This window comes from Nitrosomonas sp. (assembly GCF_043753625.1).
Taxonomy (GTDB): domain Bacteria; phylum Pseudomonadota; class Gammaproteobacteria; order Burkholderiales; family Nitrosomonadaceae; genus Nitrosomonas.
The window spans coordinates 15,107-31,718 of record NZ_JAYUWI010000113.1 but is presented as its reverse complement, the minus strand read 5'-3'; the positions used below and the strand labels follow the sequence as shown (position 1 = coordinate 31,718).

Annotated in this window: 15 protein-coding genes; 6 read left to right on the top strand and 9 right to left on the bottom strand. The window is 49.7% G+C overall.

Annotated features, from left to right (window positions below; genetic code table 11):
* On the top strand, window positions 1-2,712 hold a 2,712-nt coding region (locus ACH10T_RS09615; RefSeq protein ID WP_394809068.1), incomplete at its 5' end, for a cadherin-like domain-containing protein.
* Between the two features lie 88 nt (window positions 2,713-2,800).
* On the opposite strand, the gene ACH10T_RS09610 is transcribed toward ACH10T_RS09615, so the two are convergent.
* The 3 genes from ACH10T_RS09610 to ACH10T_RS09600 all read right to left on the bottom strand — a co-directional run bounded on the left by ACH10T_RS09610 (window position 2,801) and on the right by ACH10T_RS09600 (window position 5,052).
* Window positions 2,801-3,688, bottom strand: coding sequence for a response regulator (locus ACH10T_RS09610; RefSeq protein WP_394809067.1), 888 nt, complete (start codon window positions 3,686-3,688; stop codon window positions 2,801-2,803).
* Between the two features lie 392 nt (window positions 3,689-4,080).
* Window positions 4,081-4,785, bottom strand: coding sequence for a substrate binding domain-containing protein (locus ACH10T_RS09605; RefSeq protein ID WP_394809069.1), 705 nt, complete (start codon window positions 4,783-4,785; stop codon window positions 4,081-4,083).
* Between the two features lie 33 nt (window positions 4,786-4,818).
* Window positions 4,819-5,052, bottom strand: coding sequence for a LysR family transcriptional regulator (locus tag ACH10T_RS09600; protein WP_394809066.1), 234 nt, complete (start codon window positions 5,050-5,052; stop codon window positions 4,819-4,821).
* A gap of 131 nt (window positions 5,053-5,183) precedes the next feature.
* Between ACH10T_RS09600 and ACH10T_RS09595 the strand changes: the two genes are divergently transcribed.
* The 5 genes from ACH10T_RS09595 to sdhA all read left to right on the top strand — a co-directional run bounded on the left by ACH10T_RS09595 (window position 5,184) and on the right by sdhA (window position 9,130).
* Entirely contained in the window at window positions 5,184-6,053 is an 870-nt protein-coding gene (locus tag ACH10T_RS09595) for a pirin family protein (RefSeq protein ID WP_394809065.1), read from the top strand.
* Window positions 6,054-6,078: 25 nt separating this feature from the next.
* Window positions 6,079-6,459, top strand: coding sequence for a DoxX family protein (locus ACH10T_RS09590; RefSeq protein ID WP_394809064.1), 381 nt, complete (start codon window positions 6,079-6,081; stop codon window positions 6,457-6,459).
* 181 nt (window positions 6,460-6,640) lie between these two features.
* A complete protein-coding gene (sdhC, locus tag ACH10T_RS09585; RefSeq protein WP_394809063.1) occupies window positions 6,641-7,018 on the top strand; it encodes a succinate dehydrogenase, cytochrome b556 subunit in 378 nt (125 codons plus the stop codon).
* Window positions 7,012-7,365 (top strand): succinate dehydrogenase, hydrophobic membrane anchor protein, encoded by a 354-nt coding sequence (gene sdhD, locus ACH10T_RS09580; protein ID WP_394809062.1) that lies wholly within the window; start codon window positions 7,012-7,014, stop codon window positions 7,363-7,365. Before sdhC ends, sdhD begins: the two co-directional genes overlap by 7 nt.
* Window position 7,366: 1 nt before the next feature.
* On the top strand, window positions 7,367-9,130 hold the full coding sequence (gene sdhA / locus ACH10T_RS09575) for a succinate dehydrogenase flavoprotein subunit (protein WP_394809061.1): 1,764 nt from the start codon (window positions 7,367-7,369) through the stop codon (window positions 9,128-9,130).
* A gap of 163 nt (window positions 9,131-9,293) precedes the next feature.
* On the opposite strand, the gene ACH10T_RS09570 is transcribed toward sdhA, so the two are convergent.
* Genes ACH10T_RS09570 through ACH10T_RS09545 form a run of 6 tightly spaced genes read right to left on the bottom strand, consistent with a single transcriptional unit; the run spans window position 9,294 to window position 16,611 of the window.
* Window positions 9,294-11,669 (bottom strand): TOTE conflict system archaeo-eukaryotic primase domain-containing protein, encoded by a 2,376-nt coding sequence (locus tag ACH10T_RS09570; RefSeq protein ID WP_394809060.1) that lies wholly within the window; start codon window positions 11,667-11,669, stop codon window positions 9,294-9,296.
* Window positions 11,662-12,207, bottom strand: a complete 546-nt coding sequence (locus ACH10T_RS09565; protein WP_394809059.1) for a hypothetical protein — start codon at window positions 12,205-12,207, stop codon at window positions 11,662-11,664. Before ACH10T_RS09565 ends, ACH10T_RS09570 begins: the two co-directional genes overlap by 8 nt.
* A 3-nt stretch (window positions 12,208-12,210) precedes the next feature.
* Window positions 12,211-13,281 (bottom strand): virulence RhuM family protein, encoded by a 1,071-nt coding sequence (locus ACH10T_RS09560; RefSeq protein ID WP_394809058.1) that lies wholly within the window; start codon window positions 13,279-13,281, stop codon window positions 12,211-12,213.
* A gap of 3 nt (window positions 13,282-13,284) precedes the next feature.
* The gene (locus ACH10T_RS09555) at window positions 13,285-14,541 is read right to left on the bottom strand and encodes a restriction endonuclease subunit S (protein ID WP_394809057.1); all 1,257 of its coding nucleotides are present in this window, start codon (window positions 14,539-14,541) and stop codon (window positions 13,285-13,287) included.
* Complete coding sequence (locus ACH10T_RS09550) at window positions 14,534-16,168, bottom strand: class I SAM-dependent DNA methyltransferase (RefSeq protein WP_394809056.1); 1,635 nt, start codon at window positions 16,166-16,168, stop codon at window positions 14,534-14,536. Before ACH10T_RS09550 ends, ACH10T_RS09555 begins: the two co-directional genes overlap by 8 nt.
* Window positions 16,165-16,611 carry an endonuclease domain-containing protein gene (locus ACH10T_RS09545; protein ID WP_394809055.1) on the bottom strand — a complete coding sequence of 149 codons (447 nt, stop codon included), beginning with the start codon at window positions 16,609-16,611 and terminating at the stop codon, window positions 16,165-16,167. Before ACH10T_RS09545 ends, ACH10T_RS09550 begins: the two co-directional genes overlap by 4 nt.
* Window position 16,612: the final 1 nt, after the last annotated feature.

Genomic DNA, 16,612 nt, shown 5'->3' with positions numbered 1-16,612 from the left:
TCCGGACTGAGTGCTGACCATGGCACAGTGAGCGATAACGGCGATGGTACTTTTACGATCAGTCATGCTGCGAACTACACTGGTGCCGTTGCCTTAAGTTATAACGTAATTGACGGCAATGGCGGCAGCGTTGCCGGTAGTCAAAGCTACACCCTGGACGCGGTCAACGACGTACCTGAACTCACGGCGGCCCAGGCAACCCTGTCTGGCGGTACGGAAGATACCAACTATATAGTCAGCGCAGTCGATTTGCTGCAAGGTTTTAATGATGTAGATGGCGATACGCTGAGTATCTCTGGACTGAGTGCTGACCATGGCACAGTGAGCGATAACGGCGATGGTACTTTTACGATCAGTCATGCTGCGAACTACAATGGTGCCGTTGCCTTAAGTTATGACGTAATTGACGGCACTAGCGGCAGCGTTGCCGGTATTCAAAGCTACACCCTGGGTGCGGTCAACAACGCCCCAGTTCTTAGCGTTCCTTTAGTCAATCAGGCAATACAATATGACACGCTTGGCTGGAGTTACAATGTAAGCGCATCTTTTAGCGACATCGATAGCTCTGATTTCCTGAGTTATAGCGCTACACTTGCGGATGGTAGTCCCTTGCCAACCTGGATTGGGATTGGTGCAATAACTGGCCTAATCACTGGATCACCTGGTTCTGGCGACCTTGGTACTTACACATTAAAAATAACTGCTACTGATTCACATGGAGCTAGTGTCAACACACCTTTAATTGTTGCAGTGACCTTATTTAATGCGGGTCAGCTCCTGGTTAGTACAGCAGTAAATGAAGTGCTGAGCGGTACGGTATCCAACGATACAGTAACCTATGCCTATGCTACCGGCCCGGTAGCGGTTTCATTAGCGATCAGCGGCTCGCAAAACACCGGCGGCGCGGGATTAGATACGCTAACTAGCATCGACAATCTAATTGGTAGTGATCTTAACGATACCTTAACGGGTAACTCAAGTATTAATGCTTTGGATGGCGGAGCTGGTAACGACACGCTTAATGGCCTCGGTGGTAATGATGCTCTCTATGGAGGGGGGGGTAATGATTTGATCTATGGAGGAGGCGGTAGTGATACCCTCAATGGCGGTGTTGGCGCAGATATTTTGATTGGCGGAGCTAGCTATGATACTTATGAAGTTGATAATGTAGGTGATATTGTTACTGAGAATATCAATGAAGGTATCGATAAAGTCAACAGCAGTGTGACATATACCTTATCAGCCAATGTTGAGAACCTTACACTTACTGGCGCATCGACTATTAATGGTACGGGTAATAATCTGGTGAATACCTTGTTAGGCAACTCTGCAGCTAATCTGCTGGATGGCGGGACTGGTGCAGATGCACTAAATGGTGGGGCAGGGGATGATACTTATATTGTTGATAATGTCGGCGATGTTATCACTGAGAATTCAGGTGCAGGCACAGATACTGTGAACAGTAGTGTAACCTGCACGTTATCAGGAAACGTTGAGAATCTTGCACTGATGGGCCTATTGGCCATTAGTGGTACCGGTAATATTCTGCCCAATACTATTACTGGAAATTCAGTCAACAATATACTGAATGGTGCTGCAGGCGCAGATACACTGATTGGTGGTGCAGGTGACGATACTTATACGGTTGACGATGTCGGTGACACCATCACTGAAAATCTTAGTGATGGCACAGATAAAGTTAACAGTGGCGTGACATACTTCTTAGCAGCCAATGTTGAGAATCTCACACTTACTGGCGCATCGACTATTAATGGTACGGGTAATAATCTGGTTAATAACATCACAGGAAATGCAGCAAACAATCTACTCGATGGAGGTGCTGGCGCCGATGCCTTGAAAGGTGGGGCAGGCGATGATACTTATATTGTTGATATTATTGGAGATATTCTCACTGAGAAGCTCAATGAGGGCATTGATGTTGTCAACAGCAGTGTGACCTATGTTTTATCAGCCAATGTTGAAAATCTGATACTGTCAGGCGGAGGCGCTATTGATGGTACAGGAAATAGTTTGGCTAACCTGATTATTGGCAATGCAGCTATCAATAAAATTATCGGAGGTACTGGCGCTGACTCTATGGTAGGTGGATTGGGAAATGATATTTATGGCGTTGACAATGAGAATGACATTATTACTGAGTATCTCAATGAAGGGATCGACAAGGTCAATAGCAGCGTGACCTATTTACTGCCGAGTAATGTTGAAAATCTCACCTTGACAGGCACTCTGGCCATTAATGCTACGGGTAACGAGGCAGCTAATACCATCGTTGGAAATACAGCCCCTAATCAATTAGTAGGCGGAGCCGGTGACGACATTCTCAATGGCGCAGAAGGTAACAATACTTTAACTGGTGGAGCTGGACATGATTATTTTCAATTTAAAACAGCAGATCATCTTACGCAGGAGCGGTTTGACACAATTACCGACTTTAACGTAGTTGATGACACCATTAAGTTGGAGAATAGTATTTTTACCGTATTTGCAAGTATGGTGACCCCACTTCAGATAACTGTCGATCAGTTCAGAATCGGGGCACAAGCACTAGATGCAAATGATTTCGTCATCTACAACAGTGTGACAGGTTCGTTATTGTACGATGCTGATGGCAATGCCGTGGGTACTGCGGTGCAAATTGCCATATTAAGTGCTGGTTTGGCGATGACTAACTGGGATGTGCATGTAATCTAGATGACCTTGCTGTACGTGTTTCCGGTATTGGATTCTTGATTCTGTATCTGAGCCCAGCGATGTTGTGTGTAGACCAAGTAAATTATCCTCATACCGGGCAGGATAATTGGTTGCTTAACGCAAACCGAAATTCTCCGCCAAAAACCATCTCAATTACTTTCGGTATCGTTTGGATTGACTCTTTGTGATATACCACTCCTCGCGCACCGCAAGAAACTGCTTGATCAATCACTTTCTGATTGTGTGTTTTGCAATAAATTATGATGCGTGTATCTCCATTATTGGTAAATTCAGAAATATTGTTCATACAATTATCATTATCCAAAGAAATATTGAGTATCATAATATCCGGCTGCTTTTCCATAATCAGCTTTTTGGCAGCATAAATATTTGCCGCTGCTCCAACAATCTCCATGCGAGGCTTCTGACTATTGATCAAATTCTCCAGTCCCCAGAGCACAATCGGCTGATCATCAACTAATAATACTCGGATAGGGTTTAAAGAAAGTCGTTTTGCCGGTCTCGTTTCTTCCGCAATACCATCATCATCTTGGTTGAAATGAGAATCAATATAATAGCGGCTCTTCTCACTATCACCTCTGTTAGTTCTACAACCCAAGGCTGAAAACAATATCTCGGCGCGTCGTACGATTGATTCTGTGGTATACGATGTAAAATAAATACGAAGACTGGAATTCTCGAGTGGCAGATTCAGTCGATGGTCCAAACAAATGTTGTCGCTTTCATCCAGAACCATGTCAGTCAGAATAAGATCAGGCTTATCTACTGACATTCTAAGTGACGCAATCTCTTTTGAATTGTAAATGCCAGTGACTTGGTATTCCCATCCATTAAGAATGCTTTCCAAGTCTCCACTTGGGATATGGTTGCGAATCAGAATTAATATCTGTGGAACTTCTATTTTATTATGAGAAATTCTCTTTGTTGAGAATTCTATTTCCTTAGTCTTAGTCATTGGTCTATGCCTTTTAAAACGCTACAACACTTTAATTTTTTGTTTTGTGTGGTACTGCATACCGTATACGCAAGCAATGATGGGATGTTTGTCATTTTAATAATCTAATACACACTACGAAACAATTGATATTCGGCTATGTTAATTCCACTTGTTAGGATAAAGGTTTCAATAGCAGACAAATAAATCGATATCCCGATTATTTCACCGTTAAATTTTGTTTACCACGAATCAGCCTAATAACCTCAGTTGGAATTTGTGATAAAGAACGGTATAAACATTTTGTTATCAGTTTTTATTGTTAAAGTTAAAGACATTAACTATTTCTGAGCTGCATAAATTGAGCTGTAAGTTATATGTGATAATACTTTCAGTCAATTCTGACTAATTGTTTAGTCCCGCAATTTTGCAGTGTGATCGGGTCGATGCGTTCTTAACGCAAGCATTGTGCTTTGCAAACATAAATCCCAATATGGCAATCCTTCAAATCGATTGATTAGAAAATCGACAAATGCTCTGACGCGCTGCGAGAGATCACGAGTTTGCGGGTAAATGGCATAGGCGGCGAGTTGTGAAAATTGGTACTCAGGCAATAATGGTATCAATGCACCATTTTCGATTTCTTTGTACATGATAAATGTCGGCATTAGTACGATGCCCAAGCCATCGATGGCGGCATCGCGAAGAAATTCGCCATTGCTGGCTTTTAGATAGGGAGCTATTTTAGTTTTGATCAATTGTCCGGTTGCATCATACAAACTCCAGTTTTCAAAATTGCTGATCAGGTTGTAAACCAAACATCGGTGTTTGATTAATTCTCCCGGCGATTGGGGTGTGCCATTGCGTTCGAGGTAAGCCGGGCTTGCGCACATAACGGCTTGGATCGGGGCAAGTCGGCGCGCAATCAGGCTGGAGTCCGGCAAGCTGGCGATGCGAATGGCCAGATCAAAGCCTTCTGCAAGAATATCCACTTGGCGATCATTAAAATCCAAGTTGAATTCAATGTCGGGGTGCGCCTGTAAAAATGTATTGATCGCAGGACCCAGATGCATTAGACCAAAACTCAGCGGCACGGCCACCTTCAAGCTGCCTTTCAGGGCGCCGTGAAATTGCGATGTGGCATGCTCGGCTTAGAGGATGTCGGCAAGAATACGTACAGACTGTTGATAAAAGGCGCGCCCGCTATCGGTCAGATTCATCTGCCGGGTGGTGCGATGAAATAGCTCAACACCGAGATATTCCTCGAGTTCTTTCAAGCGCCGGCTAACCACTGATTTGGCCACGTCCATGCGATCCGCCGCACCGCTAATGCTGCCGGCCTCAACGACGCGTACAAACGCGCTCATATTTTCAAATCGATCCATTGAATTGCTTTATCGTTGCTAATATCAGAACAGTCATTTCTTGTGATGGCTATTTATTCTTATTATCGCAACTATGATAATACTCCCAACAAACACGTCATAACGATTTTTTATCGGAAAAGGAGAAGATGATGAATACAGCCGTTAGCGCGATACGATTAATCCCTGCAGTGGCCGTACCGGAAGGCGCCGGTGTTACGGTGCACCGTACGATCGGCACGACAGCCTTGCGGAATTATGATCCATTCCTGCTACTGGATCACATCAGCAGTAATAACCCGGCTGATTACATTGCCGGTTTCCCGTCTCATCCACATCGCGGGTTCAGTACATTCACGTATATCATTGATGGTCATATGGCGCATCAGGATAGTATGGGCAATACCGGTGATCTGGGTCCCGGCTCCGCGCAGTGGATGAAAGCCGCCAGCGGTGTTATCCATTCCGAAATGCCGAAACAGGAAAATGGTTTGTTACGCGGATTTCAGTTGTGGATTAACCTGCCTGCAGCGAATAAGCTGGATCATCCTGAGTATCAGGAATATTCCGCTGCGGCCTTTCCTGTGGTGGAAACACCGGATTATCGGCTGAAAGTGTTAATCGGCCGCTTTGCCGATGCGAGTGCACCGATTGTGGATAACATTACCAATGTGTCTTATTTTGATGTGCAGGTGCAACCTGGTAAGCATTTTCAGCATCACCTGCCGGTGGAGAACAATAGTTTCCTGTATGTGTTTGAGGGCGATGGACAACTCGATGAACAAATGGTGCCGCTGCATTCCCTCGTGACATTGGAGTCTGATGTTCGTTCGTTCGGTTTTGTTGCAGGAAGAACGGGTGCACGTTTTGTTGTTGTGAGTGGTAGACCGATCCATGAACCAATTGTTCAGTATGGCCCGTTTGTGATGAACACTCGAGAACAAATTGATCAGGCGATGAAAGATTTTCAGTCTAATAATTTTGTGCGTGATCGTGCGTGGATCAAGCGCGATAAAAAATGATTAACCAATTTTTAAGGAGATTCAAATGGAAAAAATCAGTCAATTGGTAGCGCGGCTATTTCTCGGGCAGATCTTTTTGCTTTCCGGTATTTTAAAAATCAGCGGATACGAAGGCACGCAGGGTTATATGCACGCGATGGGCGTGCCGGGTATGCTATTGCCGCTGGTGATATTGCTCGAAATAGGCGGCGGTTTGGCTATAATTGCGGGATGGCAGACCAAGTTAGTCTCGATCGCATTGGCAGCATTTACAGTTGTGGCTGCCGTGATCTTCCACAATAATCTTTCCGATCAGATGCAGATGATTATGTTTATGAAGAATGTTGCGATAACGGGAGGCTTCATACTATTGGCTATTCATGGTGCGGGTGGATACAGTCTGGATAGCCGCCGCAGCAAGTCATAAGAAATTCAGATAATCTACATTGTTCGTGAACCCGGCGGTTTGCAGCCGGGTTTTTCATTGGTGATAGCAGTAGCTTGTATCATGCGGCATAACAGACTAAACTTGGCTCCGTTATTTAGCGTTTAAGCCGAATTTTGGCGATAGAATTTTCTACTTTAGAATTTCCCGCATGGAAGCGAAATTGCAAAATAAACGCCCCAAGCATCTGAATCTCTTCAAGATCAGGCAGCCTTTACCGGCTGTGGTTTCAATTCTGCACCGCATCAGTGGTGCTTTGCTGTTTTTTCCCGGTATTCCATTAATATTGTATAGCCTGCAAATGCTGTTGCAATCGCAGCAAGGTTTTGAAGCTTTACAGGATTGTTTGCGCGATCCGGTTATTAAAGTGGCGTTGTTACTCCCAATATGGTTTTTTCTGCATCATTTGTGCGCGGGCATTCGCCATCTGGTGTTGGATCTGCATGTTGGCGTCACTTTGCCACAGGCGCGGATGGGAAGTATGTTGGTAGTGGCGGCGGGTATCCTGCTCACTGCGTTGATAGGGGCGGTGCTATGGTAAAGCAACCCAGGCGTGCCGTAACGGGCGCACACTATGGCTTGAAGGATTGGCTGGCACAGCGCGTGACAGCCGTTTTTATGACGCTTTATCTCATAGGGCTGGCCGGTGTTTTATATGTTGTCGCACCGCAAGATTACGCAGAATGGAAAGGCCTTTTCAGTCACCAAGTGATGCGCATCGCGACCTTTGTATTTTTCATTTGCGTTTTCTGGCATGCCTGGATCGGGATGCGTAATATCCTGATGGATTATGTGCATCCCGTGGCAATCCGCCTAACCGTGCAAATTCTGGTGATTACCGCCTTGCTGTTTTATCTGGTGTGGACTGCTGACATATTGTGGAGTTGATGTGGCAATAACCAAAAGAAAATTTGATGTAGTCATTGTTGGCGCAGGTGGCGCTGGGATGCGCGCTGCGTTGCAGTTGTCCGAGGCAGGATTAAAAGTGGCGGTGCTGTCCAAGGTATTTCCCACGCGCTCGCATACCGTCTCAGCACAAGGGGGTATTGCCGCTTCGCTGGGAAATGTCACGGAAGACAACTGGCACTGGCATATGTACGACACCGTGAAAGGATCGGATTATCTGGGTGACCAGGATGCCATCGAATTCATGTGCCGCCAGGCCAATGAAGTCGTCTATGAACTGGAACATTTTGGCATGCCGTTCGATCGCCTGGAAAACGGCAAAATTTATCAGCGTCCGTTTGGCGGACAATCCCAAAATTTTGGTGGCGCTCAGGCAACGCGTTCTTGTGCCGCGGCTGATCGCACCGGTCATGCGCTGTTGCATACGTTATATCAACGCAATGTCAGCGCCAACACGCAATTTTTCATTGAATGGATGGCGCTCGATCTGATCCGCGATGAGCAGGGTGATGTGCTGGGTGTGACTGCGATGGAAATGGAAACGGGCGAGATTTTGATCATGCAAGCCAGAGCCACCTTGTTTGCTACCGGTGGCGGCGGGCGGATTTTTCAGGCCAGTACCAATGCCTTGATCAACACGGGTGATGGTCTTGGGATTGCCGCGCGGGCTGGCATTCCGCTGGAAGATATGGAGTTCTGGCAATTTCATCCCACCGGTGTGTATGGTGTGGGCGTGTTGATCAGTGAGGCCGTGCGCGGTGAAGGCGGGTATTTGCTGAATAGGAACGGCGAACGTTTCATGGAACGTTATGCGCCCAATGCCAAGGATTTGGCCAGCCGTGACGTGGTTTCACGCGCCATGACGACGGAAATGAAAGACGGGCGCGGTTGCGGCGAGGAGAGTGATCATTTGCTGTTAAAACTCGATCATCTGGGTGCTGAAATCATCAAAACCCGGTTACCGGGTATCCGTGAACTCGCAATTAAATTTGCCCATGCCGATCCGATCAATGAACCGATTCCGGTTGTGCCCACCGCGCATTACATGATGGGCGGTATTCCAACCAATTACTTCGGTCAAGTAGTGGCGCCGTATAAAACCGGCCCGGAAGAGATTGTCTCCGGTTTTTACGCGGTGGGAGAGTGCGCTTGTGTCTCCGTGCACGGCGCCAACCGCTTGGGCACTAATTCGCTGCTCGACCTAGTGGTATTTGGACGTGCCGCAGCCAATCAGATTATTGAGGATTTGAAAACCAATCCACATCACAAGCCGCTACCGGAGAATGCCGCGGATAAAACACTGACTCGCCTGGATCGCCTGGAGAATCAGAAAGACGGTGAGAGTGTTGCGCAGGTGGGCGTCGCCTTGGCTAAAACGATGCAGACGTATTGCGGAGTTTTCCGTTTTGAAGACATGCTGCAAAAAGGTGTGGAAAAAATTCTTGAAGTCGGCGAGCGGATCGGCCATACGGAAATCAAGGATAAAAGCAAAGTGTTCAATACCGCCCGGATCGAAGCACTGGAACTGGATAACTTAAAAGAAGTCGCTACAGCCACAATGATCTCCGCCGAAGCCCGGCGTGAAAGCCGCGGCGCGCATGCACGCGATGATTATCCCGAACGGGATGATGTCAAATGGTTAAAACATACGTTGTTTTTCAGTGAAGATAATCGGTTGGATTACAAGCCGGTGCGGTTGAAACCGATAACGGTAGAATCATTCCCGCCCAAAGCCAGAACTTATTAGAGTTCATCTTGCTATTTGTCACCCATTGGGACCGCGGCTTGAACCCATGAAGAATAAGCTGGTTCCAGTGCTATATGGGCGGGGTTGGTTGATCAGACTCACCGTGGACTCTCAAGAGCGTTAGCGCTGGCGCTGGATTGCAAGGAACGGCAAGGGTTTCGTGTCAATTTTTACCCATTCCTTCCGCCATCCGGTAGCCCATCGCCCGGTATCCACGCTGGCGCTTATCCCACATTCGCAGCAGTGCCGGGTGACCGCTGTCGACGAAGTCAATGATGCGCACGTTAGTCTTGGTGGCGTGTTCGCGGTGGAGGCGGCCTGCATACTGCTGCAATGTTCCCTTCCACGAAACCGGCATTGCCAGCACCAAAGTGTCGAGCGGGGGATGGTCGAATCCTTCACCAACCAGTTTGCCGGTCGCCAGCAAAACGCGCGGGGCGTCGGGTGGCAACGCGTTGAGTTCCGCGATCATTGTGGCACGCCGCTTCTTGGATATCCGTCCATGCAGGACAAACAACGATGGAGCCTTGTCGGTCAAGGCTGTCTGGATGGCATCGAGATGTTCCGTGCGCTCGGTCAACACCAGCACCTTGCGGCCCTGGCCGTAGGCGTTTACGATCTCAGCAGCAATCGTGTCTGTTCGGGCTTGGTCGGTGGCAAGGTGACGAAACACATCCTGAATCCCCGCTTCCTGCGACAAATCAATCCGTGAGTGCAATGTGCACGGCGTGACAGCCAGATCGTGCGGCGTACCCGTGGGCTTGGCAGCAGTGTGGCGAGTTGGGCCGCATTGCATAAAAATAATCGGCTGCTGGCCATCGCGGCGAATCGGTGTGGCGGTCAGGCCGAGCACGTATTTGGCTTTGGCCTGTTTCAGAATCGCATCGAACGATGCCGCGCCGACGTGATGACATTCGTCCACAATTACGTGGCCGTAGTTTTCGACCAGCGAATTGACTTCGCCCTGGCGCGACAGCGATTGCATCACCGCGATGTCGATCTTCCTTGTTGGTTTGGGCTTGCCGCCACCGATGGTGCCGACCACATCCTTGCCAACACCCAAGAATGATAGCAAGCGCTCCTGCCATTGCTTGAGTAATTCGGTTCGATGCACCAGCACCAGCGTGTTTACCCCACGACGCGCAATCATCGCAGCAGCCGTAACCGTTTTGCCAAAGGCAGTCGGCGCGCACAGAACGCCTGCATCGTGATACAACATGGCGGCCGCGGCGAATTCTTGATCCAGACGCAAGGTGCCGGCAAAGGCGACATCCAGCGGCGAACCCGCGCATCGCTCGTCGACCAGCTCATAGCCAATCGCGTTGTCACGAAGCAATTCCAGCGAAGCATCCAGGCAACCACGCGGAAGCGCAATGTGATTGGGATAGTTTTCGGCGCAGCCGATTACGCGAGGCTCATCCCACACCGAAAAGCGCATCGCCTGTTTCTTGTAGAATTCAGGATTTTGGAACGCCGCCAAACGAATCAAGCGGTTGGCCAGTGATTGCGGTAGTTGTGCCTTCTCGAAATAGATTAGGTTGGCCAGCGTCACCGTGAGCGACTTCGGCATCGGCCCGGCCAGCTTCTTGCTGACAGATGCGGATCGTTTCCAAGGCTCCTTTTGATCTTCCTCATCGATGAACGTCACATCGAGAGGGTGCGTATTACCCGTCGCTCTCAGGATGGTGGGCTCGATATCGTGGGCTGGCATTGGCAGGATGGAGGCCAAGAATTTCCACTGATCGCGGTAGGGACGCAAATTCCCATCCACGAACACACTGCAATCGTTCTCGCGCGGCGTCTTCTGCAGCGGCAGAGCGATCAGATTGCCGAAACCGCCTTTGGGCATAGCATCCTGATTGGGGAACAAGCGGTCGTAGGATTCGAGCTTTAGTTGGCGAGTGCGGGTGCAAGTGTGGCTAATGATCGCCGTACCGAGTCGACGCGCATCTCGAGCGGATACGCTGCCGGAGAAGAAAATCCAGGCATGTGCGCCGTTGCCGGAACGTGATATTTCAAGGGCAACCGGTACACCCAGTTCGTGACACGACTGGTAAAATGCTTTGGCATCCTCCCGCCATTCCACCTCATCGAAATCGGCAGCGAGGAAATGGCAACTGTCATCAGCCAGCAGCGGATAGACGCCGATGGTGCGTTTGCCTGCGAGATGCTCGTAGATAACCGTATCCGTCAGCGGAATCAGTAGGCGGTTGTTGCACCCCCCACATTTGATGCGCGGTTTTTCGCAAACACCAGCCAGCCACTCATTGCCACAGGCCGGTGCGTAGCCAGATTTTCCGGTAGCTTTGCTTTCCCAGCGGATTGGGTAGACGTCGGTGCGCCCGCGAAACAGCCGACGAAACAGCGCCACCTTTTCGGCGGTGGAAAAACGGAATGGTTCTGACTCCGGGACGGGCGGCGCTGGTTCAGCTGTGATTGGCTCAGGCGGTAGGCGCCATTCTATTCCGTGAGCTTCCAGCAGCGTGATCAGGCGGGTGTTTTCCGCTTGGAGCACGGCCAACTGATCGCGCTCAATCATCGGCCCTGTACTCGGCAAGCAAGTCGTCCATATCGTCGCCGACGCCATAGCCGAAGTTGTGACAGGTGCTGCGCACAGCATCCAATCTGTCCCATAACGGCTGGCGTTGCGCGTCGGCCAAACTGGCGATGGTTTTTAATGCCTGCTCGAACATCCGCACCAGCGCGTCGAAGTAGCCCTCATCCTGCAGCCCGACATCATTGCTGAACCCCGCGGCCCGTTCGCAATAAAACACCATCAGTTCGGCCAGGCCTTCCGCTTGGCCAATGGCTTTCTTGTAATCGGCGATAGGTTTTTTGGCTTTGGCGACCGAAGTGTCCTGATTCTTGAACACATCGGGCCACAGCCAGCGGTTGATGGTGGTTTTATACGGTTTGAGCACATCGTCGCCCAGATTGAGGCGCGCGTGCAGGAAGGTTTGATTATCCTTGTTGGCTGCGTACAGATCTTGCAGCAGGCCGAGCAGTCCGGCGCGGTCGAAATCGGCCAATTTGGTTTTGACGTCACTCCACGAGACTGAGTTTTTCTTGTTGACCATTCTTTACTTTCCCTCTTTGTCGGATTTGTGTTTAGATTCGATCTGTTTGACCAAGCGGTCGAAATCACTCTCATACAAGCGATCCTGCACGATGCGGTACTTCTCAAATTCGCTTTCGGCGTGTGCCTTGGCGATTTCTGCCGTCACCTTGCCCGCGTCCTGCAACACTTCCCGGTCCGTGGCCTCGATAAAGCGGTTGAGGCGCGTTTCCCAATCCTGCATGGTCATGGGAATCTTGCGCTGCGCCATGTCCTCAGCCACATCCAGATAGGCGTTGACCAGGCGGGAGAGTTGCGCCATTTCGCGCTCGGTCAGGTAGTTCTTGGCCACCACCACATCGAATTTTTGAATCTTGCCCGCCGGGGCATCCTTCCACGTGCTCAGCCCCATGTTTGCCTTGTCGGCGTCTGCACAGTGGTAGACGATCTCGGCCGCCGTCTGCCCGTGGATGGCCCAGTGAAGCTTGTTCTGGACGGTGGTGAAGAACCGTTTGGTGGCTTGCGCCGTCACGTCGTAATCAATCGCCGTGGCGTAGATGTCGGTGATCTTCTGGTAGAACTTGCGCTCCGAAAGGCGAATCTCGCGGATGCGCTGCAACTGCTCTTCAAAATACTGCTCGGTGAGAACGGAGCCACCGGACTTGATGCGCTCGTCATCCATCACATAGGCTTTGATGGTGAACTGCTCGATGATGCCCGTGGCCCAGTTGCGGAACTGCACTGCGCGCTCGGAATTCACCTTGTAGCCGACGGCAATAATGGCAGGCAGCTTGTAGTGCAGAGTGTTGTAACTCTTGCCGTCGGCGGCAGTTATCCGGAATTTCCGGATAACTGAATCTTCCTGAAGCTCGCTGTCGGCAAAGATTTTTTTCAGGTGCTCATTCACCGTGCGCACGTTCACGTTGTACAGCACACCCATCATCTTTTGCGTCAGCCAGATGCTTTCATCGGCATACACCGCCTCCACGCCACCCTGGCCGTTGGCAGCAATAAAGGTCAAGTACTCCGCCGCTGAGGAGCGAACCATGGAGACCTCGGTTTTTTTGGCGGGTTGTGGTGGTTTGCGTTGAGCCATGGTTTAGGCCACCGTTACTTGGCCGTTCATCAGCATGGGCAGGAGCCAGTCGCGGAGCTCTATCAGCTTCTTGTTTTCGGTTTCAGATAGATAGATTTTTTCTAAAGCTTTCTCAAAGACCGCATTGAAAGAATTCAATAAATTTGTATCGGACACAGGAACTTTATAGTGTCGTAGAACACTCCAGTCTGCTCTGGGCATCTTTGATCCAGTGGATGACTGCGTCGCAGCGTCAACAAACTCATCAGCAAAAATCGTCTCTAACACTAGACCAAAAAACACTCTTTTTTTAGGGCGCATGATGATGGTGTCGGTTGATGTAATTCCATCAAAAGGTGCAACTGTTACCTTGTGAAAATACGGGCGTATTTTCCCAAACAAAATATCGTTCTTTTTGAAAACGGTCTTGTCGCTGGCAGCAGAATCAGAAGTTCCCCAATCTGACAAGGCGATTGTTTTTCTTCCAATATGCTCCAGCCCTACATACGGAGTGTTCTCTGCAACATCAGAAGGGGAAACATTTCCTTTAATAAGTTCAACTAGATCGCTCAGATTTGACACCTCCCACCCCGCCGGAATCTCTCGTTTCAGGGTGGCGTTGTAGACCATCTTGCCGCCGGAGGATTTGTAGGGTTTATCGTTGGCGTCGGGGAAATCGAACTGCACGAACCAGTAGTCGTACAGCGTCTTGGCCATCGTTTCCAGCTCGGCATTGAGACGGTTGTTGCAGTCGATTTTGGCGTCGAGAGCGGAAAGAACGGCGGCGATTTTTTTCTGGCTAGAAATATCTGGTAAAGGAATTTCTAGTTGCCTAAAGTTTGTAGTTGCTTGCGCTAAGGCAGGAACACCAACGTGGCTTTTGAATGACAAAAGCCTTTTCTGGCCTTCCTCAGTATGAAAATAGTAAACAAAAAAAGCTGGAATCGCTTTTTCTGTTTTCAGTCTTACTCGAAATTGGCTTTGCGAAATAACATATGAATCGTATTTTGAGTTTTCAGGAATAAATGAAATTTGTCCAAGAGTCCCTCGGTGGGTAACAACAATGTCACCTCTACGCGCAATAGCCTTTTTGTAGGTCTTGGATTTTTCTTCGGTAACGTACTTGAATTTATCTTCTACCAATCTAAAACCAGTAAGGTTGGAACCATTCAAAACTGGAACACCAATTGAAACGAAGTTTTCTACTTTAATGTCTGACCCAAACGGTCCCATTGAAATTTCATCAATCAGATCGCTTAAAGAGGTTAGTTTTTTACTCATATCGCAACCCTGCCAACTGCTTCTTGATCTCCTGCTCCAGCCCAGCCGATTCCTTGAACAATTTGTCCAGGCTGTCGGTAAAGCCCAGCATCTTGGCGGCAAACTGTGCCGGCGTAAGATATGAATACTCGATCTTCACATCAAAATATTGCCCTGCACTCAAGGAATAGTTCTTGGCGGCAATCTCGTCGTAGCTCACCACCACCGAGAAATCCTCCACCGCCTGCTTGGCGTTAAAGGTGGCGATGATGCGGTCTTCCTCGGCATCGGAAAGCAGGGTTTTCTGATTCTTGCCGTCCTTGACCTTGGTGCCGAGGTTGGAGGCATCGACCAGCACCACGCCTTCCTTGTTAGCGTCGTCGATAAACAGAATGGAAACGTTGGTGCCGGTAGTAGCGAAGATATTGCTCGGCATGGAAACCACACCGGCGAGCATTTTCTTGTTCACCAGATGCTCACGGATTTTCCTGTCGATGCCGCTTTGTGCGGTGATGAAGCCGGTGGGCACCACGACCGCCGCCTTGCCGCCGGGTTTCAGCGAATGAATGATGTGCTGGAGAAAGAGCTGGTAGATGGACATCTTATCGACGGCCTGCTTGGGGATGTTCGGCACCCCGGCGAAGAAGCGATCCTGGTGCTCCTTGCTGTCCAGCTCATTCCTGAAATCGCTGAAATCCATCTTGAAGGGCGGATTGGAGGCGATGTAGTCGAACTTCTTCAGCACCTTGCCCTCCCGGTGATAGGGGTGGAGCAGGGTGTTGCCCTGGATGATGTGGGGGATGGAGTGCACCAGGTTGTTCAGGATGAGGTTCAGGCGCAGCAGGCTGGATGACTTCTGCGAGATGTCCTGCGAATAGATGCTGCAACGTTGCTCGCCGATGGCGTGGGCGATATTCATCAGCAGGGAGCCGGAACCGGCTGACGGGTCGTAGCAACTGACATCCTTGATCTTGCCGCGCAATGCCTCCGGCACCAGGATGGCGGCCATAATCTTGGCGACGGCGTGCGGGGTGTAGTACTCAGCGTATTTGCCGCCGCTGTCTTTGTTGTAATCTTTGATCAGGTATTCAAACAGCGTAGCGTAGAAGTCATATTTCTGCGTGAAGATGCGCTCGAAGCTGAAGTCGCCCAATTTGTTGATGAGGGCGCGGCAAAAGGCGTCGCGCTTGGATGGGTCGGAGATGAATTCGCTGACCCGGTCGAACAGGGTGATCTTGGTGCCGCCATCGGTTTTCACCGCGAAGATTTCATTGTTGCTGATAGCGATGTCGCGCAGGGTATCGTCAAACAGTTTGGCGAATTCCGGTGCGGTCTGGCGGTTCCACAGGTGGGCGATGAAGTGCTCGGGTTTCAGGCGGGCGGTGTCCGGCCCCATCTGCATTTGCAGCATTTTCATGTCGTCGGCGCTCAGGCTGGCGATGGCTTGTTCCCACTTGTCGGCCTGCGCGAGGCCGGGCCGGATTTTCTTGGCTTCGAAGGCGAATTTGTCATTGAGGAATTTATAGAGAAAGACCTGGGTGATGATCTTGAATTCGTTGCCGTCGTTGCCCAAGCCATAGGCGGCGCAGATGGCTTTGATGCTGTCGATCAGCTCACGCGTGCGTTGTTCAAATTCCTGCGTTATCAAAGGGGTGCTCCTGTGTTATTAAGGCTTTCATCTGCGCTATCTCCCTCCCCTTCAAGGGGAGGGTTGGGGTGGGGATGGGGTAAAGTAGTCTTGTTCTGTAAAGCTGTCCAGATAGCCTCGACCACTGCGTCAGTTTCTTGCAAAACTTGGTTGTTCCAAAATCGCAATACCTCAAATCCAGCTTCCTGCAAACGCCTGTCTCGTTTTCGATCTCGCTCGTTTTCCAAGTGCTGGCCACCGTCAACCTCGACAATCAAGCACCTTTCCAGACAGACAAAGTCCAATACGAAATCCATGTACGGATGCTGGCGGCGAAATTTACAGCCAGCCAATTGCCGACTGCGTAGCCGTTGCCATAACCGAATTTCCGCATCGGTCATGCTGTTTCGCAATGTTCGTTGAAGCTTTTTGAGGATAATCGTGCGGTTTGTTTGAGCCTTCATC

Bases quoted from the DNA above. Each gene is read 5' to 3' on its own strand.
- ACH10T_RS09565 (WP_394809059.1), bottom strand. From the start codon at position 12,207: ATGGTCAACAAGAAAAACTCAGTCTCGTGGAGTGACGTCAAAACCAAA.
- ACH10T_RS09600 (WP_394809066.1), bottom strand. From the start codon at position 5,052: ATGGATCGATTTGAAAATATGAGCGCGTTTGTACGCGTCGTTGAGGCC.
- ACH10T_RS09610 (WP_394809067.1), bottom strand. From the start codon at position 3,688: ATGACTAAGACTAAGGAAATAGAATTCTCAACAAAGAGAATTTCTCAT.
- ACH10T_RS09555 (WP_394809057.1), bottom strand. From the start codon at position 14,541: ATGAGTAAAAAACTAACCTCTTTAAGCGATCTGATTGATGAAATTTCA.
- ACH10T_RS09590 (WP_394809064.1), top strand. From the start codon at position 6,079: ATGGAAAAAATCAGTCAATTGGTAGCGCGGCTATTTCTCGGGCAGATC.
- sdhD (WP_394809062.1), top strand. From the start codon at position 7,012: ATGGTAAAGCAACCCAGGCGTGCCGTAACGGGCGCACACTATGGCTTG.
- ACH10T_RS09545 (WP_394809055.1), bottom strand. From the start codon at position 16,611: ATGAAGGCTCAAACAAACCGCACGATTATCCTCAAAAAGCTTCAACGA.
- ACH10T_RS09595 (WP_394809065.1), top strand. From the start codon at position 5,184: ATGAATACAGCCGTTAGCGCGATACGATTAATCCCTGCAGTGGCCGTA.
- ACH10T_RS09560 (WP_394809058.1), bottom strand. From the start codon at position 13,281: ATGGCTCAACGCAAACCACCACAACCCGCCAAAAAAACCGAGGTCTCC.
- ACH10T_RS09570 (WP_394809060.1), bottom strand. From the start codon at position 11,669: ATGATTGAGCGCGATCAGTTGGCCGTGCTCCAAGCGGAAAACACCCGC.